The sequence below is a fragment of the Rhizobium sp. 01L410 genome (genome assembly GCF_056400165.1).
In genome coordinates, this window is sequence record NZ_JBFTST010000003.1 from 210,195 (window position 1) to 231,705 (window position 21,511).

At 62.3% G+C, this 21,511-nt stretch carries 18 protein-coding genes; 10 read left to right on the forward strand and 8 right to left on the reverse strand.

The genetic code is table 11. The features are described from left to right. Position 1: 1 nt before the first annotated feature. From AC1DV9_RS08260 to mutM, 5 genes are all read right to left on the reverse strand, one after another. Positions 2-1,084, reverse strand: a complete 1,083-nt coding sequence (locus AC1DV9_RS08260) for a saccharopine dehydrogenase family protein (RefSeq protein WP_477947177.1) — start codon at positions 1,082-1,084, stop codon at positions 2-4. Positions 1,085-1,214: 130 nt separating this feature from the next. Beyond that, complete coding sequence (gene dnaA / locus AC1DV9_RS08265; protein WP_112385388.1) at positions 1,215-2,765, reverse strand: chromosomal replication initiator protein DnaA; 1,551 nt, start codon at positions 2,763-2,765, stop codon at positions 1,215-1,217. Between the two features lie 877 nt (positions 2,766-3,642). Next, positions 3,643-3,921 carry a 30S ribosomal protein S20 gene (gene rpsT / locus AC1DV9_RS08270; RefSeq protein WP_112385227.1) on the reverse strand — a complete coding sequence of 93 codons (279 nt, stop codon included), beginning with the start codon at positions 3,919-3,921 and terminating at the stop codon, positions 3,643-3,645. Between the two features lie 194 nt (positions 3,922-4,115). Continuing rightward, positions 4,116-4,889, reverse strand: a complete 774-nt coding sequence (locus AC1DV9_RS08275) for an enoyl-CoA hydratase (RefSeq protein ID WP_477947179.1) — start codon at positions 4,887-4,889, stop codon at positions 4,116-4,118. Positions 4,890-4,899: 10 nt separating this feature from the next. Further along, a complete protein-coding gene (mutM, locus tag AC1DV9_RS08280; RefSeq protein WP_477947181.1) occupies positions 4,900-5,790 on the reverse strand; it encodes a bifunctional DNA-formamidopyrimidine glycosylase/DNA-(apurinic or apyrimidinic site) lyase in 891 nt (296 codons plus the stop codon). A gap of 152 nt (positions 5,791-5,942) precedes the next feature. Here mutM and ubiE point away from each other — a divergent pair, with 152 nt between their 5' ends. The 7 genes from ubiE to AC1DV9_RS08315 all read left to right on the forward strand — a co-directional run bounded on the left by ubiE (position 5,943) and on the right by AC1DV9_RS08315 (position 15,459). Then, positions 5,943-6,719 (forward strand): bifunctional demethylmenaquinone methyltransferase/2-methoxy-6-polyprenyl-1,4-benzoquinol methylase UbiE, encoded by a 777-nt coding sequence (ubiE, locus tag AC1DV9_RS08285; protein ID WP_477947183.1) that lies wholly within the window; start codon positions 5,943-5,945, stop codon positions 6,717-6,719. 5 nt (positions 6,720-6,724) lie between these two features. Further along, on the forward strand, positions 6,725-8,299 hold the full coding sequence (ubiB, locus tag AC1DV9_RS08290; protein WP_477947184.1) for a 2-polyprenylphenol 6-hydroxylase: 1,575 nt from the start codon (positions 6,725-6,727) through the stop codon (positions 8,297-8,299). A 93-nt stretch (positions 8,300-8,392) separates the two neighbouring features. Continuing rightward, positions 8,393-9,976, forward strand: coding sequence for an aromatic amino acid lyase (locus AC1DV9_RS08295; protein ID WP_310293339.1), 1,584 nt, complete (start codon positions 8,393-8,395; stop codon positions 9,974-9,976). Positions 9,977-10,000: 24 nt separating this feature from the next. After that, positions 10,001-11,383 carry a dihydroorotase gene (locus tag AC1DV9_RS08300; RefSeq protein ID WP_477947186.1) on the forward strand — a complete coding sequence of 461 codons (1,383 nt, stop codon included), beginning with the start codon at positions 10,001-10,003 and terminating at the stop codon, positions 11,381-11,383. Then, positions 11,380-12,642, forward strand: a complete 1,263-nt coding sequence (locus tag AC1DV9_RS08305) for a Zn-dependent hydrolase (RefSeq protein WP_477947188.1) — start codon at positions 11,380-11,382, stop codon at positions 12,640-12,642. The genes AC1DV9_RS08300 and AC1DV9_RS08305 overlap by 4 nt, the downstream gene beginning before the upstream one ends. Further along, positions 12,642-13,739 (forward strand): DUF917 domain-containing protein, encoded by a 1,098-nt coding sequence (locus tag AC1DV9_RS08310; RefSeq protein ID WP_477947189.1) that lies wholly within the window; start codon positions 12,642-12,644, stop codon positions 13,737-13,739. The genes AC1DV9_RS08305 and AC1DV9_RS08310 overlap by 1 nt, the downstream gene beginning before the upstream one ends. A gap of 58 nt (positions 13,740-13,797) precedes the next feature. Next, positions 13,798-15,459 carry a urocanate hydratase gene (locus tag AC1DV9_RS08315; protein ID WP_477947191.1) on the forward strand — a complete coding sequence of 554 codons (1,662 nt, stop codon included), beginning with the start codon at positions 13,798-13,800 and terminating at the stop codon, positions 15,457-15,459. 9 nt (positions 15,460-15,468) lie between these two features. Here AC1DV9_RS08315 and AC1DV9_RS08320 read toward each other — a convergent pair whose 3' ends face one another. Next, positions 15,469-16,707 (reverse strand): MFS transporter, encoded by a 1,239-nt coding sequence (locus AC1DV9_RS08320; protein ID WP_477947193.1) that lies wholly within the window; start codon positions 16,705-16,707, stop codon positions 15,469-15,471. Positions 16,708-16,821: 114 nt separating this feature from the next. On the opposite strand from AC1DV9_RS08320, the gene AC1DV9_RS08325 reads away from it, so the two are divergent. Beyond that, positions 16,822-17,694, forward strand: a complete 873-nt coding sequence (locus AC1DV9_RS08325; protein WP_477947194.1) for a LysR family transcriptional regulator — start codon at positions 16,822-16,824, stop codon at positions 17,692-17,694. 10 nt (positions 17,695-17,704) lie between these two features. Here the strand turns inward: AC1DV9_RS08325 and AC1DV9_RS08330 are convergent, their stop codons facing one another. Beyond that, complete coding sequence (locus tag AC1DV9_RS08330; RefSeq protein WP_477947195.1) at positions 17,705-18,613, reverse strand: LysR family transcriptional regulator; 909 nt, start codon at positions 18,611-18,613, stop codon at positions 17,705-17,707. A gap of 115 nt (positions 18,614-18,728) precedes the next feature. Here AC1DV9_RS08330 and AC1DV9_RS08335 point away from each other — a divergent pair, with 115 nt between their 5' ends. Next, positions 18,729-19,493: an SDR family oxidoreductase gene (locus AC1DV9_RS08335; protein WP_310293353.1), complete on the forward strand. Its 765-nt coding sequence runs from the start codon at positions 18,729-18,731 to the stop codon at positions 19,491-19,493. A gap of 53 nt (positions 19,494-19,546) precedes the next feature. On the opposite strand, the gene AC1DV9_RS08340 is transcribed toward AC1DV9_RS08335, so the two are convergent. Beyond that, a complete protein-coding gene (locus AC1DV9_RS08340) occupies positions 19,547-20,410 on the reverse strand; it encodes an NmrA family NAD(P)-binding protein (protein WP_477947197.1) in 864 nt (287 codons plus the stop codon). A gap of 121 nt (positions 20,411-20,531) precedes the next feature. On the opposite strand from AC1DV9_RS08340, the gene AC1DV9_RS08345 reads away from it, so the two are divergent. Continuing rightward, entirely contained in the window at positions 20,532-21,431 is a 900-nt protein-coding gene (locus tag AC1DV9_RS08345; RefSeq protein ID WP_477947513.1) for a LysR family transcriptional regulator, read from the forward strand. Positions 21,432-21,511 lie beyond the last annotated feature (80 nt).

The window sequence follows — 21,511 nt, forward strand, 5'->3', positions numbered from 1 at the left end:
CCTAATGCCTGCTGGCGCTTCTGGCCTTGAACAGGCTACCGGTCGGGGTCTGCAGGAAGGTGTCGAGCGGGATATGTTCCTGGTGCAGGAAACCGGTCGATGGCAACAGTCCGTCGCGCACCATCTCGATGACGGCGACGACCGAGGCTGATGTGGTCCAGGCGATTGCCGTCCGCCTCTCTCCGGCAACCTCGATCGGATAATAGGCGCGGACGAATTCCTTGCGGCGCAGGCTGCCTCGCTCGGTGCCTTCGGCGGCGACATGGACGTAGACGACGTCGTCATCGACGGGCGGCTTGGCGTCGGTCAGGATCTGGCCGGCAAGCTTGCGCTGGTCGCGCATCAATAGTTCGTGGAAGAAGAAATTCATCAGCTCCATGTGGCCGGGATAGCGCATGGTCTTGTAGTCGAGGTTCTCGACCTTGCCGAGCAGCGTATCGCACATGGTTCCGAGCCCGCCGGAGGTGGTGAAGGCCTCAAGCTTGACGCCTTCGACATAGATCGTCTCGTGCCACTCCATCGGCGAAACGAGCTTGCGCACACCGCCCTCGATAACCTCGCAATCGTTCAGATATTCGTTGACCACGCCTTCGGGCGACCAGTTGAAGGCATAGCCCAGAAGCCCGGTCGGATGCTGCGGCAAGGCGCCGACGCGCATGCGGATCGAACGGCATCGGTCGAAGCCATCCGCGAGGCTCGCACCGACAATGCCGACGAAGCCCGGCGCCAGGCCGCATTGCGGTGCCATGAGGCCGCGCGCGGTCTTCGAAAGCTCGATGATGAAATTCGTCGTCGGCACGTCTTCGGTGAGATCGAAATAGTGGACGCCGGCGGCATGCGCAGCGCGAGCAAGCGCGATGTTCAGGTGATAGGGCAGGCAGGACAGGACGGCCTCGACGCCGGAGAGGAGTTCGGCCGCGACAGCGGCGTTCGAGATGTCACCGGTCCGGCAGGTGAAGGGCACATCCGACAGCGGAAGCTGGGCATCGACGCCGGTGACCTCGAAACCGCCTTCATGCAGAAGCGTTGCGGCGAGACGTCCGACTTTGCCGAGACCGACAACGGCGATTTTCCTGAAGCTCATCCTGTTCCCTCCCAAGCAGCGACCGCTTCACTTTGAGCCGTCTTTGCCGGAGATGTACAGGATAAAAGACCCGTAAAAAGAAAAGGCCGGGATTGCTCCCGGCCGTAGATTTCCAGCGCTCAAAGGCGCACTATTCGTTGATCAGGCGCTTCAGCAGCTCGATCTCGTGCGACAGCTTGGTGTCTTCGGAGATCAGTTCCTCGATCTTGCGAACCGCGTGAAGCACGGTCGTGTGGTCACGTCCACCGAAGCGGCGGCCGATCTCCGGGAAGGAGCGCGGCGTCAGCGTCTTGGACAGATACATGGCGATCTGGCGCGGCTTGACGATGACACGCGTGCGGCGGTTCGAGACCAGTTCCTGGCGCGAGACATTGTAATGGCGCGCGACGATGCGCTGGATGTCCTCGATGCGAACACGGCGCGGTTCGCCGGAGCCGACCAGATGCGCGAGAAGCTCATCGACGCGCTCGATCGACAGGTTCGGCTCGAAGGAGCGGCGGAAGATCAGCTGGTTGAAGGCGCCTTCCAGCTCGCGGCCGCTGGCGGTGACGCTGCGGGCAACATGCGACATCAGCTCGGCCGGAATTTCCAATGACGGATCTTCGACGCGGGCCACGGCCAGACGGCGCTTGAGGATTTCGAGACGCATCTCGTAGTCCGGGCCGTCGAGCTCGATCGCCACACCGCCCTGCAGACGCGAACGGACGCGCGGATCGAGCGATTCCAGCTCCCACGGAGCGCGGTCGGCAGCGACCACGACCTGCTTGGCGCTGTCGAGCAGCATGTTGAGCAGGTGGCAGAACTCGTGCTGGATCATCTTGCCCTGCAGGAACTGCATGTCGTCGATGATCAGGAGGTCGATGTTGCGCAGCGAGTCCTTCAGCGTCAGCGCATCATTGTCGCGGATCGCCGTTGCGAAACGCCACATGAAATATTCGGCCGTCAGATAGACCACGCGCAGGGCGCGGGGGTTCTGGACAGCGGCATTGGCAATCGCCTGCAGCAGATGCGTCTTGCCGAGACCGACCGTCGAATGAACGAAGAGCGGATTGAAGCGCACGGCGCCCTGGCCTGCTTCGGCGATGGTCTTGGCGGCTGCCAATGCAACGCGGTTGGAGCTGCCTTCAACGAAGGTGTCGAAGGTGAAGCGGGAATCCAGCGGCGAGCCAAACAGCGGCTGGCCGAAGGTTGCCGGACGTGCCGCTGCTGCAGCGGAAACGGCCTGCTGGACGGCGTGACCGGCCGGCTGGGCCGATGCCGGACGGCGGATCGGCGTGACCTGCGAGGACGGCTCTTGGGTAGCGACTTCATCGGCAGGCTTGACGCCAGCGCGCGTTGCGGTGCGCACGAGAATTTCGACTTTCAGGATTTCCGCATCTTCCTGCTGGAACAGGCTGGTGATCAGATCCAGATAGCGGTTGTTGATCCAGGACTTCAGGAAGGTCGTCGGAACGGTAAGCCGTACGACGCTCTTGGAAACCGAATGAAGCTTCAGACGCTGGAACCAGCTTGCATAAACGTCCGGGCCGACCTGTGCCTTCAGACGGGCGCTAACGCGCTCAAAAAGTACGCCATGTTTCATGTCTCCCTTTTCTCCTGCCGCCTCAAGCGAAGTAGAGCCAAATGCCGATGCCTTGTCCCCGTTCTCAAGTGCACCCGCTGCCATAGAATTCATCTGCATCATGCCGCCTTCCAATTTCATTTCACCGGGCGGTCATCGTAAAAACGGCCGCCCGATCAATTTTCCCCGTTAGACAGGCTGGCGTCCCCTCATGAGCCGCAGGCTTGCCGGTTCACTCAATACAGATGTCCCAGCTCCAAAAGAGAGCGGCGCAGAAACCCGTGGCGGAAACCGCCATCATGGGGCCTCCGTCATGTTGTCTCCTAACCGTACTGGCTGGCGGCCCTCGTTCGCCCGCTAACCAACCGGAACACAAATGTAGTTTCCCCATCCCCTTCGGCTTCACCTTAAACGTGCAGCCGTCGAGCGCACAAAAGCTACCCGTTCCGAGACCAGCCACGGCCGCGGTGCAAATATGCTCAAGTGCTTGAAAAAACGGAGAGATAGACTGCTCCGCGACAAAAGATACAAACTCATCGCCCTGCCGGTATGGCAGTTAAGACTGAACCTTTTCAGGTGATGTCCGCGCCCTTTGCTGGAAGTCATTTAGGCAGGATCGGTTGCGGATATCAACGATGAATTTTACGCAAAATTAAGGAGGGGCCATTGACTCCGGGCACCGGTTTAGGGCGTCACGCCGGTGTCAAAAAAGAATCGCAGAAGAATCAATGAGATTCCCAAAGTGGGTATTTTCGACACGCTATGAAAGAAAAAAAATAAAAATCCGCTTGACTCATTTCGCCCCCCTTCCGGAGGGGGGAGAGTCGCGCGGCGTTGAAAGAACCTAGCGCAACTATTTGATATTAAACGATTTTTAGTGTCATCCGCTCGACACGAAATCGTCGCTAAATTCGCCATACAAAGGCCAGATCGCGGAATCGAAAAAGCCCGGTAAAATTACCGGGCTAATCATAACGAGCAGTTCGTTAACGAAATGTTATGCGCTTGCGGACGCCGAGAGCGTCTTCAGACGGGCAGCGAGACGCGAGATCTTGCGGGATGCCGTGTTGGCGTGAAGCACGCCCTTGCTTGCGGCGCGTGCCAGTTCCGGCTGCGCTGCGAGGAAGGCTTCCTTAGCCTTGGAAGCGTCGCCGGATGCGAGTGCCTCTTCGACCTGGCGGACGAACGTGCGAACGCGCGAGCGACGAGCCTTGTTGACGTCGGTGCGGCGGGCGATCTTGCGGGTCGCTTTTTTCGCCGAAGCTGTATTGGCCATGGATGCCTCTCAAAAGAATTCGAACAAAACTCCGCCATCACCGCGGGCCCTGCGGCCACTATATTCAGCAATGCGGGAGCATAATCGGAAAACCAGAGCGGCTTCCCGAACCGTGGGCGGGCATATAACTCTAAAGCCGGGCGGCGTCAACGCGGATTTTCACGGAAACGCAGCCTTTCTCCACTGAATGCCCATCAGCGGTGCTTGAAGTCTGGTTTACGCTTTTCGATGAACGCCGTCATCCCCTCTTTCTGATCGGCGGTGGCAAACAGGCTGTGGAAGAGACGGCGCTCGAAACGGAGCCCCTCCTCCAGCGTCACCTCAAAGGCGCGGCTGACGGCCTCCTTGGCCATCAGCACCGAGGGACGCGACAGGGAGGCGATCTTGGCGGCTGCCTCCAGCGCCTCGTCGGGCAGGCGCTCCGGCGCCACCACACGCGAAACGAGTCCCGCGCGCTCAGCCTCGGCCGCATCCATCATCCGGCCGGTGAGCACCATATCCATCGCCTTCGACTTGCCGACCGCTCTTGTAAGCCGCTGCGAGCCGCCCATGCCGGGAATGACGCCGAGGGTGATTTCCGGCTGGCCGAACTTGGCCGTCTCGGAGGCGATGATGAAATCGCACATCATTGCCAGTTCGCAGCCGCCGCCGAGTGCGAAGCCGCTGACGGCGGCGATCACAGGCTTGCGTGCCTTGGCAATCTCGTCCCAGCCGCCGATGAATTCGGCCTTATATATATCGGCGAATTCGAGCGGCTGCATTTCCTTGATGTCAGCGCCTGCCGCGAAAGCCCGTTCTGAGCCAGTCAGGACGATGGCGCCAACGGCGTCGTCGGCATGAAAATCCGCATAGGCCTGCTTCAGCTCGCTCAGCACCCTAGAATTCAGCGCATTGAGGGCCTGCGGCCGGTTCAGCGTGATCAGGCCGACATTGCCGCGGGTTTCGACGATCAGGGTTTCGTAGGCCATGCGTTTCTCCCTATTTCTGGCAGACGGGGCAATAGAAGGTGGAGCGGCCCGCCTGGACGATGCGTGAGACCGTACCGCCGCAGCCGGGCGTGCGGCAAGGATCGCCTTCGCGGTCATAGACAGAGAAGGAATGCTGGAAATATCCCAACGAGCCATCCGTCTGGATATGGTCGCGCAGCGACGAGCCGCCGGCCTTGATCGCATCGGCGATCACATCGCGGATCGACGAGACGAGCAGCTCCAGCGATTCTTTCGGTTTCCCGCTCTTGGTGACGAGGGTCTTGGCGGCTTGTGTCGGCAGGATATGCGAGCGCCATAGCGCTTCGCATACATAGATATTGCCGAGACCCGCGATGTTCTTCTGATCGAGCAATGCGCTCTTCAGCGGCTGCGCCTTGCCTGCGAAACGTTCGGCGAGATAGGCGGCGCTGAGTTCGTTGCCTGTCGGCTCGGGTCCAAGGCCAAAAAGGAACGGATTGGCCTGCAGTTCCGAACGCTCGGCAATATCCATGAAGCCGAAACGGCGCGGATCATTATAGATGACGCGCCTTGGTCCCTTGCTGCTCTCCAGATGGAAGATGGCGTGGTCGTGCTTCTCGTCTTTCGAGCGCTCGTGATGGAAGTCGCCGGGCACGGTTTGCTGCGCGCCCTCCTCGATCCGGAAGGAGCCAGACATGCCGAGATGCGAAATGATGGTCTTGCCGCTATCGAGATCGATCAGCAGATATTTGGCGCGGCGCCCGAGCCCGATGATCGTGCGGCCCGTGACATCAGCCTCGAATTTCTCCGGAAACGGGAAGCGCAGATTGCCGCGGCGAAGCTCCAGCCGCTCGATGCGCGCACCCTCCATCGCGGGGGTCAGGCCGCGCCTGACGGTTTCGACTTCTGGCAATTCCGGCATCGTTACCCATCTGTAGCTAAACGTATTTCAACCGCTGGCGATGTGCGCTATAGCGCCAGAAGGCCGCGGCTTGCGATCCGCGCCTACAGATAGCGTCCAAAGCATCGTTTCGCTATGGTCGCCGCACCGATTTCGAGTAACGGAGTTTTCCGATGTCAGATAGCCGCACTGCCGCCGATGGCGGCATGGAAACGTCCTACGGTTTCCGTGAAGTGTCGAACGGCGAGAAGCAGGGCCTCGTCAACGAGGTCTTCCACAAGGTCGCCAAGCGCTACGACATCATGAACGACGTCATGTCTGCCGGCATGCACCGCGTCTGGAAGGACGCGATGATCGCATCGCTGAACCCGCGCAAGGAGCCGGGTTACAAGGTGCTCGACGTTGCCGGCGGCACCGGCGACATCGCCTTCCGCATCATCGAAGCCTCGAACCGGCTGGCGCATGCGACCGTGCTCGACATCAACGGCTCGATGCTCGGCGTTGGCGCCGAGCGGGCCGAGAAGAAGAAGCTCTCGGATAATCTGACTTTCGTCGAGGCCAATGCCGAAGACCTGCCCTTCGAGGCCAACAGCTTCGATGCCTATACGATCGCCTTCGGCATCCGCAACGTTCCGCGCATCGACGTGGCGCTGTCGGAAGCCTATCGCGTGCTGAAGCGTGGCGGACGTCTGCTCGTTCTCGAATTCTCCGAAGTCGATCTACCGCTGCTGGACAAGGTCTATGACGCTTGGTCGTTCAATGCGATCCCCAAATTCGGCAAGGCGATCACCGGCGATGCCGAGCCCTATCAGTATCTGGTGGAATCGATCCGCAAGTTCCCCAACCAGGAGAACTTTGCCGCGATGATCCGGGGCGCTGGCTTTTCGCGCGTCAGCTACACCAACTATACGGGCGGTATCGCAGCCCTGCATTCGGGCTGGAAATTATAGAATAGATGAGTGCTTTCGGCGCATATTTCCGGCTTTGGCGCGTCGGCTGGGTGCTGGTGCGCGAGGGTGTCGTATCGGCCCTGCCGTCCGAAGGGCTCCCGCCCGTGGTGGCGCTCGCCAAATCCTCCGTGACGATCTTCGAGCGCAGCAAGGCAAAGCGCCAGAAGCGCAGCGACCGTCTGGCGCAGGCGGTCGAGCGGCTCGGCCCGTCCTATGTGAAGATCGGACAGTTTCTGGCAACTCGGCCCGATGTCGTCGGCGTCGATTTTGCCAATGATCTGTCGCAGCTGCAGGATCGGATGACCTTTTTCCCGATTGCGGCGGCAAAGGCCAATATCGAAGGCTCTCTCGGGCGTCCGATCGAAGAACTCTACGCAAGCTTCGGTGATCCGATTGCTGCGGCATCGATCGCCCAGGTTCATCCGGCGGAAGTCGATGGTACCGACGGCCGCAAGAAGGTGGCCGTCAAGGTCGTCCGGCCCGGCGTGCGCCAGCGTTTCGGCCACGACATCGAGGCGATGTATCTCGTCGCCCGCCTGCAGGAGCGCTTCATGCCCTCCAGCCGGCGTCTGCAGCCTGTGGAAGTCACCAAGACGCTAGAGCAGACCACCAAGGTGGAGATGGATCTGCGCCTCGAGGCCGCGGCCCTTTCCGAGATTGCGGAAAACACCGAAAAGGATCCGGGCTTCCGCGTTCCCAAGGTCGACTGGGAGCGCACCGGCCGCGACGTCATCACCATGGAGTGGATCGACGGCGTGAAGATGTCCGATGTCGAGGGGCTGCTGGCCGCCGGACATGATCTGAACGCGCTTGCCGATACGCTGATCCAGTCCTTCCTGCGCCATACGCTGCGCGACGGCTTTTTCCATGCCGACATGCATCCGGGCAATCTCTTCGTCGATGCACAGGGCATGATCGTCGCCGTCGATATGGGGATCGTCGGACGGCTCGGAAAGAAGGAACGGCGCTTCCTGGCCGAGATCCTCTACGGCTTTATCACCCGCGACTATATCCGTGTCGCCGAAGTGCATTTCGAGGCCGGTTACGTTCCCGGCCACCACAATGTCGAGAGCTTTGCGCAGGCGATCCGCGCGATCGGCGAACCGATCCACGGCCAGCCGGCAGAGACAATTTCGATGGGCAAGCTTCTGACGCTGCTTTTCGAAGTTACCGAGCTCTTCGACATGCAGACGCGGCCCGAGCTGGTGATGCTGCAAAAGACCATGGTCGTGGTCGAAGGCGTGTCGCGCATGCTCAATCCGCGCTTCAACATGTGGAAGGCGTCCGAGCCCGTCGTCGGCGAATGGATCCGCAACAATCTCGGCCCGAAGCGCATCGTTACCGATCTGAAGGACGGGTTGAAGGCGGCGGTGAAGCTTGCCGAGGCCGTGCCCGAGATCGCCGCGCAGACGGAAAAATTCCATCACCAGCTGCTGCATATGAGCGAGCATGGATTGCGCTTCGACGAGCAGACAACCGAGGCGATCGGCAAATCCGAGGCACGGCACAACCGGTCGGCCCGCATTGCTCTCTGGATAATTGCCTTGACGCTTCTCTATATTGCCTGGACGTTGAGCTGACTTCAGGCAAAGCAAAGGCATGCTGTGTTCGGCATTTGGGATATCCCATGGTGTGACGCACTCGCTTAGTCTCGCCTTCAAGGAGACCAGCAGATGAAGCATGAACGCCCCGGCATAGAATTGTCCGGCCAACCTCTCGGCTTTGCGGAGATGGTGAGGATCGGATCGGGCAAAGTGGCGCTTTCTGCTTCGGCAGCAGGCATGGCACGGATCCAGCACGCCCGCTTGATCGTCGAAGAGGCCATCAATTCCGGCGTGCCGGTCTATGGCTCGACGACGGGCGTCGGCGCGATGAAGGATGTCGAGTGGTCGAATGACGAGCTCGAAGCCTTCAATCTTGGGCTGGTGCGCGCTCACCATTTCGGCACCGGCACTCCCTTTTCCTGCGCCGTCGTGCGCAATGCGATGGCGATCCGCATCAATACGGCGCTGACGGGCCAAGTTGGCTGCACGGCGGAACTGATCGAAGCCTATATGCGGCTTCTCGACGCCGATCTGATTCCACTGGTGCGCCGGACAGGATCGATCGGCTGCGCCGATATCGGCCTGATGGGCCAGATCGGCGCTGTGCTCACGGGCGTTGGCGAGGCCGTCTATCGCGGCAAGCGCATGCAGGCGGCGGAAGCCTTCCAGGCGGCGGGGCTGGAGCCTGTCAGGATGGCACCGCGCGACAGCCTGGCCTCGCTCAGCGTCAATGCGGTCAGCTTTGCCGCTGCCGGCGAGGCAACCCGCAATGCCGCCGCTTCGATCCGCGTTCTGCTGGCGACGGGCATGATGGCCGCCGGTGCGCTTGGCGCCTCACGCGACCCCTGGAAGGCCGTCCGCCACGTGGGCACGGCCCGCGAGGCGCTAATCGGATCATGGCTTTGCAACGCCTCGGACCCTTGGGACTGGCCGGTCGCAACGCATGTTCAGGACCCGCTCAGCCTGCGCATGATCGCACAGGTCTTCGGCGCGGTGATCGAGAACCTTCTCTCCACCGGGCATAAAATTCTGGCTGCAACGGGCCGCTCCGACGACAATCCTGTTGTTGTCGAGGGCCGGGTAATGACCTCGGGCGGTTCGCTGCCGCTGGACGTGACGATCCTGCTCGAATCCGCAGCCCTCTGCATGGCGCATGCGGCGCGCAACGCCTTCAACCGTTGCGTCATCCTCGGCAACGGACAGCGCCGCGATCTTCCTGTCAATCTCGTTCCTCCCGGCAAGATCGCCACGGGCTTCGGGCCGATCATCAAGCTCGCGGGCGAAATCTTCTCCCGCGTGCTGTCGATGTCCAATCCTGTCTCGGCGCAATCTCTCGTGGTCGCCGCCGGTCTGGAAGACGAAGCCGCTTTCCTGCCGCTGGTCATCGAGCGTTTCGAGCGCCAGACGCGCGCGCTCCGCCGCCTCGCGGCATTGGAAGCCCTGTTGTCGGCGCAGGCGGCCGATATCCTTGGCGACAAGCCGAAGGGTGTCGCGGGGATGATCTATGACGTCGTTCGCAGCCATGCCGAATTCTATACGGTGGACCGGCCGCTTTCGGCGGAGGTCGAAGCGATCGAAGAGGATCTGGGCTCCGACGCCTTTGTTTCGAAGCTGATAGCCGAAATGCCGATCGCCTCCTTCGACGATTTCTTCGCGCTCGGCTCGCTGGAGCGCATCGAAGAACGGCTCGCCACCGAGCCGATGGTTCTCTGAAATTCAAGCATAGAGGAAAGCGGCATGGCTGATTTCGATCTCGTTCTACAGGGTACGGTCGTTCTGCCGGAACGCATTCTGGAGCAGGGCTATGTCGCCGTCCGCGACGGCAAGATAGCCGAAGTCGGCCAAGGCATCCCGCCTGCCGCCCGGGAAAGGCATCTGCTCGGCAAGGCTCTGATCCTGCCCGGCGCGATCGATGCGCAGACGCATTCGCTGTCTCAAAAGGATCAGGAAGACTTCATCTGGTCGACCCGCTCGGCTGCCGCAGGCGGCGTCACCACGATCGTCGACATGCCCTATGACGAGGGCAACCTGATCTGCTCAGCCGAAGCGGTGAAGAAGAAGGTGGACCATGCAAGCCCGCAGGCGCGCGTGGATTTCGCGCTCTATGGTACCGTCGATCCCGAGGAAGGCGCGAAGCGCATCCGCGAGATGGTGGATGCCGGTGTTGCGGCCTTCAAGTTCTCCACCTTCGGCACGGATGCCAAGCGCTTCCCGCGCATTCCCCCTGCCCTGCTCGACGAATGCTTCGCGGCCATCGCCCCGACCGGCCTGACGGCCGGCGTCCATAACGAGGATGACGAGGCCGTCCGCACCTATATGGAAAAGGTCAAGGCGAGCGGCATCACCGACTGGCGTGCCCATGGCCTCTCCCGTCCGCCGATCACCGAGCTGCTGGCGATGCACACGATCTTCGAGACCGGCGCCAACACCGGCTGCCCGTCGCATGTCGTGCATTGCTCGCTCGGCCGGGGTTACGACATTGCCCGCGCCTACCGCCGCGACGGCTTCGAGGCGACGGTCGAGTGCTGCATTCATTACCTGACGCTGGACGAGGAAAATGACGTGAAGCGGCTCGGCGGCAAGGCGAAGATCAACCCGCCGATCCGCCCGCGCGCCGAAGTCGAGACGCTGTGGCGCAAGGTCGCCGAGGGCAAAGTCTGGCTGGTTTCGACCGATCACGTCAGCTGGTCGGAAAACAGGAAGACCAATCCGGATATGCTCGCGAACTCTTCCGGCGTTCCCGGCCTGGAAGTGATGGTACCGCTCTTTGTGAAGGGCGCGCTGGAGCGCGGCATATCGCTAACCTGGGCGGCCAAGCTGATGGCCGAGAACCCTGCGAAGCATTTCCGCCTTGACCACATCAAGGGTGCGCTGACACCGGGCAAAGACGCCGATATCGTCGTGCTCGAGCCACGCGAGACCGTTTACGATGCAGCCGCGAGTGGCAACAATATCGTCGGCTGGAGCCCCTATCACGGCATCCGCCTGCCCTGGAGCGTTTCGGCCGCCTATCTGCGTGGCGAAAAGATAACCGATGGCGCCAAGGTGCTTTCCGAGCCGGGCAACGGCAAGTTCGTCCGCCCGCTGCCCCGCCATATCCTTTCTGGAGAATCCGCATGAGCCGCAACCTGCCCGTCAACGCCGGACGCATCGCCGAAGACATCGATGCGCTGGCAAAGATCACTGAACCGGATCACCCCTGGACGCGCCGCGCCTTCTCGCCGCTTTTCCTTGAGGGCCGTGCCTATATCGAGGCGCGGATGAAGGCCGCCGGGCTTGAGACGCGGATGGACGCCGCCGGCAACCTGATCGGCCGCCGCGCGGGAACGAAGCCGGGCCTCGGGACGATCATGGTCGGCTCGCATTCCGATACCGTGCCTGACGGCGGGCGCTTCGACGGCATTGCCGGGACGATCACCGCGCTGGAAGTGGCGCGATCGCTGGCGGATCAGAAGATTCAGCTGGATCACGACCTGGAGATCATCGACTTTCTGGCCGAGGAAGTGAGCATCTTCGGCGTTTCCTGCATCGGCAGCCGCGGGATGACCGGGCAGATCCCGGAAGCATGGCTCTCGCGCACCAATGGCGGCCGCACGCTTGCCGACGGCATCACCGAGGTCGGCGGTGACCCCGCGACGCTGCTCTCGCAGAGCAGGCCAGACCTGAAGGGTTTCCTTGAGCTGCATATCGAGCAGGGCCCGATCCTCGAGAACGAGAAGAAGGATGTCGGCATCGTCACAGCGATCGCCGGGATCACCCGCATCGAAATCACGGTCGAGGGCCGCGCCGATCATGCCGGGACGACGCCGATGGATGGCCGTGCCGATGCGCTGGTCGCCGCCTCGCAGCTGGTCCTCGACATTCGCGAAGCCGCGGCCCAGCGGGCGAAGACGCCGGGGCATTTTGCGGCAACGGTCGGCGAGTTCCGGATCGAGCCGAATGCCGCCAATGTGGTGCCGTCGAAAGTCGTGCTACTGATTGACGGGCGCGCTGAAATTCGCGGCGACATGGAAGCCTTCTGCGAGTGGCTGGATGCCCATGTGATCAAGCTGGCGATCGCCCAGGGCGTGACCATCAAATCGCCGAACCGCGTTTCCGATAATTATCCGACGCCCGGCGATCCGCGCCTGCTGAAAATTCTGGAGCAGGCCTGCGACACCGTCGGCGCCAAGCATCGGCGGATGGCATCGGGTGCCGGTCACGATACGGCCTGGGTCGCCAAGGTCGCGCCCGCCGCGATGATTTTCGTGCCCTGCAAGGAAGGCCGCAGCCATTGCGCCGACGAGTGGGCGGAAAATGACGACATCGCGCTCGGCGCTGCCGTGCTGTTTGAGGCGGTCCGCGACATGGACAAGAGCTTGAATGAGGAGAAGGCCTGATGGGACGCATACTCGTTGAGAAGGACGTCGAGGCTGCCGTCAAGGGCGGCTCCGTCTATGCGGCAGGCGGTGGCGGTTGGGCCGATCACGGCCGGATGCTCGGTTATGCCGCGGTCAACGTCGGCAAGCCGGAGCTTGTTTCCATCGACGAACTCAAAGACGACGACTGGATCGCGACGGCTGCAGCCATCGGCGCGCCCGCCTCGACCACGCCCTGGGAAATGCAGGGCATCGACTACGTCAAGGCCGTGCAGCTGCTGCAGGAAGAGCTCGGCGAGAAGCTGTCGGGCCTGATCATCGGCCAGAACGGCAAGTCCTCGACGCTGAACGGCTGGCTTCCCTCAGCCATTCTCGGCACCAAGGTTGTCGACGCCGTCGGCGATATCCGCGCACATCCGACGGGCGACATGGGCTCGATCGGCATGGCCGGTTCGCCGGAGCAGATGATCCAGACGGCGGTTGGCGGCAATCGTGCCGAGAATCGCTATATCGAACTGGTGGTGAAGGGTGCGACGGCGAAGATCTCGCCGATCCTGCGCGCCGCCTCGGATCAATCGGGCGGCTTCATCGCCTCCTGCCGCAACCCGCTGCGGGCCTCCTATGTGCGCAAGAATGCCGCACTCGGCGGCATCTCGATGGCGCTGGCGCTTGGCGAAGCGATCATCGCTGCCGAGAAGAAGGGCGGATCGGCGGTGATCGAGGCGATCTGCAAAACGACAGGCGGCAGCATTCTCACCGAAGGCATCATCACCAAGAAGGACGTGGTCTATACCAAGGAAGCCTTCGATATCGGCACCATCGTCGTCGGCTCCGGCGACAACGCGGTGACGATGCATGTGATGAACGAATATATGGCGGTCGACGATGCCGGCGGTACGCGCGTCGCGACCTTCCCGTCCGTCATCACCACGCTCTCTCCTGACGGCGAGCCGCTGTCTGTCGGCCAGCTGCAGGCAGGCATGCATATCTTCATCCTGCATGTGCCGATGGAGATCATTCCGCTTTCGGCCAGCGTTCTCGATCCGACGGTCTATCCCTCCGTCGAAAAGGCAATGGGTATCGAGATCGCGCGCTACGCGCTGTCATCGAAGGCCTGAGCTAAAATCCCTTTCCCCGGCGGGGCAAGGGAAGCCGCAATCAAAGAGGAATATCGCGATGCCGAAGCAGAATCCACGCCACCCGAAATTTCCGATCCCCGGCGGGCCGGAGCTGCGCGCCAAGGGCTGGCGGCAGGAGGCTTTGCTGCGGCTTCTCGAAAACGTGCTGTCGGTCGGCGAAGACCCGGAAAATCTGATCGTCTACGCGGCCCTCGGCAAGGCGGCGCGCAACTGGGCGGCCCACAAGGGTATCGTCAAGGCACTGACCGAGATGGACGAGGACCAGACGCTGCTGATCCAATCCGGCAAGCCGATCGGCCTGGTGAAAACACACGCCAAGGCGCCGCTGGTGATCATGGCGAACTGCAACATTGTCGGCCAATGGGCAAAAGCCGAGGTTTTCTATGAGCTGCAGCGCAAGGGGCTGATCTGCTGGGGCGGGCTGACGGCGGGCGCCTGGCAATATATCGGCAGCCAGGGCGTCATCCAGGGTACCTACGAGATTTTCATGCGTATCGCCGAGCGCCGTTTCGGCGGAGACCTCTCCGGCCGCTTCGTGCTGACGGCGGGCCTCGGCGGGATGGGTGGCGCGCAGCCGCTCGCCGGGCGTATGGCGGGTGCCGCGATCCTCTGCGTCGATATCGATGCCGAGAGGGCGAAGAAGCGCCAGCAGATCGGCTACCTGCAGGAAATCGCGCCTGACCTCGATACGGCTCTCCAGATGATCGATGACGCCGTGAAGGAAAAGCGCGCGCTTTCTGTCGGCCTCGTCGGCAACGCGGCCGAAGTCTACCCGGAGATTGCCCGGCGCGGCATCGTGCCCGATGTGGTCACCGACCAGACCTCGGCCCACGACCTCGTCTATGGCTACGTGCCGAAGGGCATGAGCATCGCGCAGGTGAAAGAATTGCGCGACGACGGTCAGGGGCAACTGATGGCGGCCAGCCGCGCCTCGATCGTCCAGCACGTCACGGCCATGCTGGAATTCCAGAAGAAGGGCTCCGAAGTTTTCGACAACGGCAACCTGATCCGCACCCAGGCCAAGGAAGGCGGCGTTCAGAACGCCTTTGACATTCCGATCTTCACCGAGGCCTATCTGCGCCCGCTGTTTGCCCGCGCCATCGGCCCCTTCCGCTGGATGGCGCTGTCGGGTGAAGAGAGTGACATCGCCCGCATCGACGATCTGCTGCTCGAGATGTTCCCCGACAACAAGATCATCACCAACTGGATCCGGCTGGCGCGCGAACATGTGCCCTTCGAAGGCCTTCCCGCCCGCATCGCCTGGCTTGGCCATGGCGAGCGCACGGCGCTGGCGCGGAGGGTCAACCAGCTGGTCGCCAGTGGCGAATTGAAGGGGCCTGTCGCCTTCTCTCGCGACCACCTGGATGCAGGCGCCATGGCGCACCCGAACATCATGACCGAGCGGATGAAGGACGGCTCCGACGCCATTGCCGACTGGCCGCTGATCGACGCCATGATGCTCTGCTCATCGATGGCCGACCTCGTCGTCGTCCATTCCGGTGGCGGCGGCTATGCCGGCTACATGACGAGCTGTGGCGTCACCGTCGTTGCCGACGGCACCGATGACGCCGACGAGCGCCTCGACCACGCGCTGACCAACGACACGGCGCTCGGCGTCATGCGCTATGCGGATGCAGGTTACGAGGATGCGCTCGACGAGGTTGCGAAGAAGGATGTGCTCTACATCCGGCTTGGTTGAGGTTTCGCCCTAGCCCTGAACGCTCGAAAGCCGCCTTGCCGCATAGGCAGCGGCAAAAGCGCAGGCGAGCATGGCAAGTGTGAAGAAGACGACCGCGGACCATCCTTCGGCCGAAAAGAACCAGCCTCCGGCCGAGCCCATGACGCTGGAGCCGACGTAGTAGGCGAGCATGTAGAGCGACGACGCGTGACCCTTGGTGCCTTTTGCCAGCTTGCCGACGAGGCCGCTGGCGATCGAGTGGCTCATGAAGAAGCCGCTGGTCAGTACGATGATACCAAAGATGATGACGGGCAGGGACGCCGAAAGTGTCATCGCGCTTCCGGCTGCGGTGACGGCAAGGCCGGTAAGCAGCACGGCGAAATGGCCGAAACGATCGCCGAGAATGCCGCCGATCGATGAGGCGCCGATGCCGAACATGTAGACGGTGAAGATCAGGCCTAGTTCGGTTTGTGTCAGCTGGTAAGGCGCCGCTACGAGCCGGAAGCCGGCATAATTGTAGATCGTCACGAAGGAGCCCATGGCCAGGAAGGCGATGGCGAAGACGAAGGGAAGTGCCGCATTGCGCAGGTGGCCGATCCACGCCCGGAGATGAAAGCGCGGATCGAAACCCGGGCGGCGGATGAAATTGCGCGACGCAGGGAGCAGCAGGATAAAACCGATCGCTGCGGCCAGCCCGATCGCACCCATCAGCGCCATCGCCGGGCGCCAGCTCAGATATTCGGCAAAGATTCCGGTCAGCACCCGGCCGGACATGCCGCCGAAGGCCGTTCCGCCGACATAGAGGCCCATGGTGGCGCCGAGCCCTTTCGGATCGATCTCCTCGGCAAGATAGGCCATTGCCACAGCGGGCACGCCGCCGAGAACGAAACCTTGCATGGCGCGCAGCACCAGCAGCAAGTGCCAATCCGGTGAGAAAGCGGCGGCGATCGTTAAGAGCGAGGCACCGATGAGCGAAATCGACATCAGGCTGCGGCGGCCGAGACCTTCGGAAACGGCGGCGGCGCAGACGATGGCGATTGCCAGAAATCCCGTTGAGAGCGACAGCGCCAGAGAGCTCTCAGCCGGGCTGACGGCGAACTCGGAGGCGAAAACCGGAAGCAGCGGCTGGACGCAATAAAGCAGCGAGAAGGTCGAGAAGCCTGACAGGAACAAGGCAAGACTCGCCCGCCGGTAGGACGCGGTGCCGCGGGTCAGATAATCCCTTGCAGGCGCCATCGCCTGCGCCTCGACCGGAGAAATGTCGCTCATTCTTGCTGCTGTCTTTGGCATGTCAGGCGCCTTTCGACTTTGATCTAGCCAGCGGGGCGCAATTTGTCCAATATATGGAACAACCATTCTCGATAGCTTTTGGAGATAGCGCAGATGGAGCTCCGGCATATCCGTTATTTCCTGGCCGTTGCCGAGGAGCGCAATTTCACCCGCGCCGCAGCCAAGCTCGGCATCGGCCAGCCTCCGCTCAGTCAGCAGATCCGCGATCTGGAGGCGGAAGTGGGTGCTGCGCTGTTCCATCGGGTTCCGCACGGCGCGGAACTGACGGCGGCTGGTGAAGCCTTTCTCGGCGAGGCGAAGGCATCGCTCACCGCCGTCGAGAAAGCCAAGCTTGCAGCACAGCGGGCCAACCGCGGCGAGACTGGGCGGCTGGCGCTCGGCTTCACCGCTTCCTCGGCGTTCAACACCGTTGTCAGCGCAACGATCCGGCGCTTCCGGGCACAATGGCCGGAGGTACGGCTGTCATTGACCGAGATGAATACGCTGGCGCTGATGGAGAAGCTGCAGCGTGGCGAGCTCGACGCGACCTTCATGCGCCCGAGCCTGGATGATCCGCCCGGTGTCCGGCTGAAGCGGCTCGCCGACGAACCGATGGTTATCGCACTTCCGGCAAGTCATCCGCTGGCAAAGCGCGCGGCGCTGCCGCTCTCGCTGCTCGCCAACGAGCCGTTCATCCTCTTTCCGCGGCTTGTGGGGCTCAGCCTGTTCGACGACGTTGTACTCGCTTGCCGGAAGGCCGGATTTGAACTTGAAGTGGCACAGGAAGCGCCGCAAATCTCCTCGGTCGTCAATCTGGTGGCCGCGGAACTCGGCGTGTCCATCGTTCCGGAATCGATAGCGCAGATCAGGCTCGACGGCGTCGCCTACCGGCCGATCGAGGGACCGCCCGCCGTTGCCCGGCTGGCGCTTGCGGTTCTCAAGACCCAACGCTCGCCGGTCACGGAAAACCTGATGAGCCTGCTCTAGATCCCCAACCTCAGGATGCGGACCGATCCCAATAAGGCGGATCGCCGAAAACCTTCTTCAGGTGATCGGCAATGGCGCGCAGCTTGGCCGAGGGATTGCGGCCTTCGGGATGGGCCATGTAGATGAATTCCGGTTCTGGCGTGCTGCCGACGTCGATCTCCGCAAGCGCACCCTCGCGAATGGCCGGCCCGGCGATGAAGGCCGGCAGAAGCGCAATCCCGAGACCCGCGATCGCCGCATCGCGCAGCATATCGCCATTGTTCATGCCCATCGCCAGTTGGGCGCGCACCACGGCGACACCCTCTACCGTCTGGAAGCGCCAGTCGGCAACACCGCGATTGGTGTAGAAAAGTCCCCGGTGCTCCTGAAGACTGGCCAGAGTGCGCGGGATGCCCGCCTTGGCAAGATAATCCGGCGAGGCGACAAGCATGCGGCGGCTCGGAGCGAGCTTCCAGGCGACAAGACGCGAGTCAGCGATCGGGCCGTTGCGAATGATGGCGTCGTAGCCCTCCGATGCCGCATCGACGCGGCGATCGTCGATATCGAGCGTCAGGGCGATCTCCGGATGTTCGGCGAGAAACGGATAGAGGGCAGGCCCAAGATGCATGCGCCCGAAAGTGACGGGGGCGGCAATCCGCAGCGGACCGGCAAGCGTCCCGCGGCGCTCCGCCATGCTGGCCGATGCTTCCTCCACCTCGTGGACGATGCGCAGCGCGCGCTCCAGAAAGGCAGTCCCATCCTCCGTCAGCGTCAGCTTGCGGGTGGTGCGATGGAGAAGCAGGCCGCCCAGCGTTTTCTCGAGCTCGGCAAGGCGTTCGCTGACGACGGATTTCGACAGGCGGAGCCTACGTGCCGCTTCGCTGACCGAACCGGCCTCGACCACGGCGACGAAAGCCGCAATTCCCTCAATCTTGATCATTGTTCGGTATTTCCGAAATCGAGTTCCACCATTTGCAGACTAATCCGAACAAATAGAAAATGCCATCTTCCACTCATCGAAGGGGCACAACGCCCCGCAAATAGGAGATGGAATTATGAACCGCCTGAACAACAAAGTTGCAATCGTCACCGGCGCAAGCTCGGGTATCGGCCGTTCGACGGCCAAACTGTTTGCCGCCGAAGGCGCCAAGGTCGTGGTCGGCGCCCGCCGTCAGGCGGAGCTCGATAGCCTCGTTGCCGAAATCAAGGAGGCCGGTGGCACTGCCATCGCGGTTGCGGGCGACGTACGCTCGGAGGATTACCACAAGGCACTCGTTGACGCTGCCGTCGGCAATTACGGCAAGCTCGACATCGCCTTCAACAATGCCGGCATCCTCGGCGAAGCCGGCCCGAGCACCGAGGTTTCCGAAGCAGGCTTTACCGAAGCGCTGACGATCAACCTCGTCGCCTCGTTCCTTGCCGCCAAGCACCAGATCGGCGCCATGGTCAAGACTGGCGGCGGCTCGGTGATCTTCACCTCGACATTCGTCGGCTACAGCTTCTCCTTCCCCGGCGTTGCCGGCTATGCAGCCAGCAAATCTGGCCTGATCGGCCTGACGCAGACGCTTGCCGCCGAATTCGGGGCGCAGAATGTGCGCGTCAATGCAGTGCTTCCCGGCGGCGTCGACACTGACATGTATCGCGAGATGAACGACACCGAAGACAAGCAGGGCTTCATCACCAACCTGCATGCGCTGAAGCGCGTCGCCAAGCCGGAAGAGATTGCCCAATCGGTGCTCTACCTCGCCTCCGACGACTCGAGCTTCGTCAGCGGCACGGCATCGCTGGTCGATGGCGGCGCATCGATCACCCGCACGTAAGCCTTTCAACATCGAAGCAAGGCCGCGGCACGAGAGCGCCGCGGCCTTTCGCGTCAGCGGGTTTCGATCAGCGTGCGGATCGCCGTTTCGAAATCCGTCTTCGCCTTTCGCGAACCGCTCGCGCCGGCTTCGAACTCGATCCAGCCTTCGTTGAAACCGTCGAGCATGCGCATGCGCGGGCCGGGGTTCCGCATGCCCTGCGAAAGGAACAGTTCGTTCCAGCTTTCCCTTGCAACCGCCTCAACATGGACATGTCGGCCGAGTGCGGCCGAAAAGGCTTCAGCCATCTGCAACGGCGTGATGCGGCAGGGACCTTCCAGCTCGACGATGCGGCGCCCCGTCCAGATTTCCTGCAGCAATCCGGCGGCGGTCGCGCCGACATCGCGAACCGCGACCATCGGCACCGGCTTGTCGAGCGGCTGAAGGAAGCTCGGCATCACGCCGCTTTCCCGCGCCGGAACGATATCCCAGGCGGAGTTCTCCATGAACCAGGCGGCCCGCAGAAACGCGACCGGTACCGGCAGCGCGGAAAAGACCTGCTCGGCAATACCGAGCTGGGTCAGAAGGTTTTCCTGCTGCGCCTGAGCGCCGATGGTGGAGAGGCAAACGATCTTCTTCGGGCTTGCCGCAATCACCGCCGCCTTCACCGCCTCAATGATGGCGCGCGCCTGCGGAAAGCCCGGTGCCGGATCGAAGGCTGGCGGCAGCAGCACGAAGACGCCTTCGGCACCCTCGAAAGCCTTGGCGAGCGCATCCGCATCCGTCATCTCGGCGATCGCGATTTCAGCGCCGCGAGCCCGCCACGCCTTTCCCTTTTCCGCATTGCGCATCACGGCGCGCACGGCATGGCCTTCAGCCAGCAATCGCCCGGCCACCACCGCGCCGACCTGACCCGTCACTCCAGTTACTGCAAACATCGTCACGCTCCTTTTCCGGCAGCAACAGGCTGCCGCGATGCGCGGAACATGCACGCAATTCATTTTTGACTGTATTGCGCTTTTGTCATATTATTCATGACAGAAAATCACGGATCAGATGATGTTGGACGGACGACTGCTGACTGGTGTCAGCGTTCTGGCAGCGGTGGTCGAAAGCGGCAGTTTTGCGCGTGCCGCCGAGGCACTTGGTTTAACCGCATCGGGCGTTAGCCGTGCTATATCGCGGCTGGAGGGCCGGATCGGCGTCCGGCTCCTCGACAGGACGACGCGGTCACTCAGATTGACCGATGACGGCGCGCGTTTCTACGAACAGGTCGTGCCCCTGCTCGGCGGCATCGAAGAAGCGGCCAGTTATGCCGCTGGCACCGCACAGGCGGTGCGCGGGCGCCTTCGCGTCAACGCCGATCCCTATTTCTCCAGGCTGATCCTGGCACCGGAGCTTGGCACCTTTCTTGATCGCTATCCTGATCTCCAGCTCGAAATCATCACCCGCAACGAGATCGGCGACCTGGTGGCCGATGGCATGGATGTGGCGGTGCGCTTCGGAGAAATCCCGGCCAGAAGCGCGCTGATTTCCCGGCAGCTGTTTCGCACACGGGTCATCACGGTCGCGGCCCCCGCCTATCTCGAACGCTATGGACGCCCCAGACTTCCGGCCGATCTCGCCGACCACACCTGCATCCAGTATCAGGATCCGCTCACTGGAAAGCCCTTCGAATGGGAATTGCGGCGCGGCGAGAAAGTGGTGCCGATCGCCACGCGCGGGCGGGTCCTCGTCAACGATGCCGGGACGACGCTTGCCACATGTCTCGCCGGCATCGGCATTGCCCAGGTGTTTTCGCTCGGCATGAAGCCCTATCTCGACAGCGGGCAACTGGTCGATCTCTACCCGGACTGGCCGGGCGAAACCTTTCCGCTGCACTGCTTCTACCCCTCGCGGCATCACGTGCCGGCCAAGGTCCGGGCATTCATCGACTTCTGCGCCGAAATCGCCCGCTAGATGTCGCGGGTGAGACTTGTTTCCGGGTGCGGCCAAGCCTATCAACGATGCTGAAATCCACTTCATCTTCCGGCCTTCGC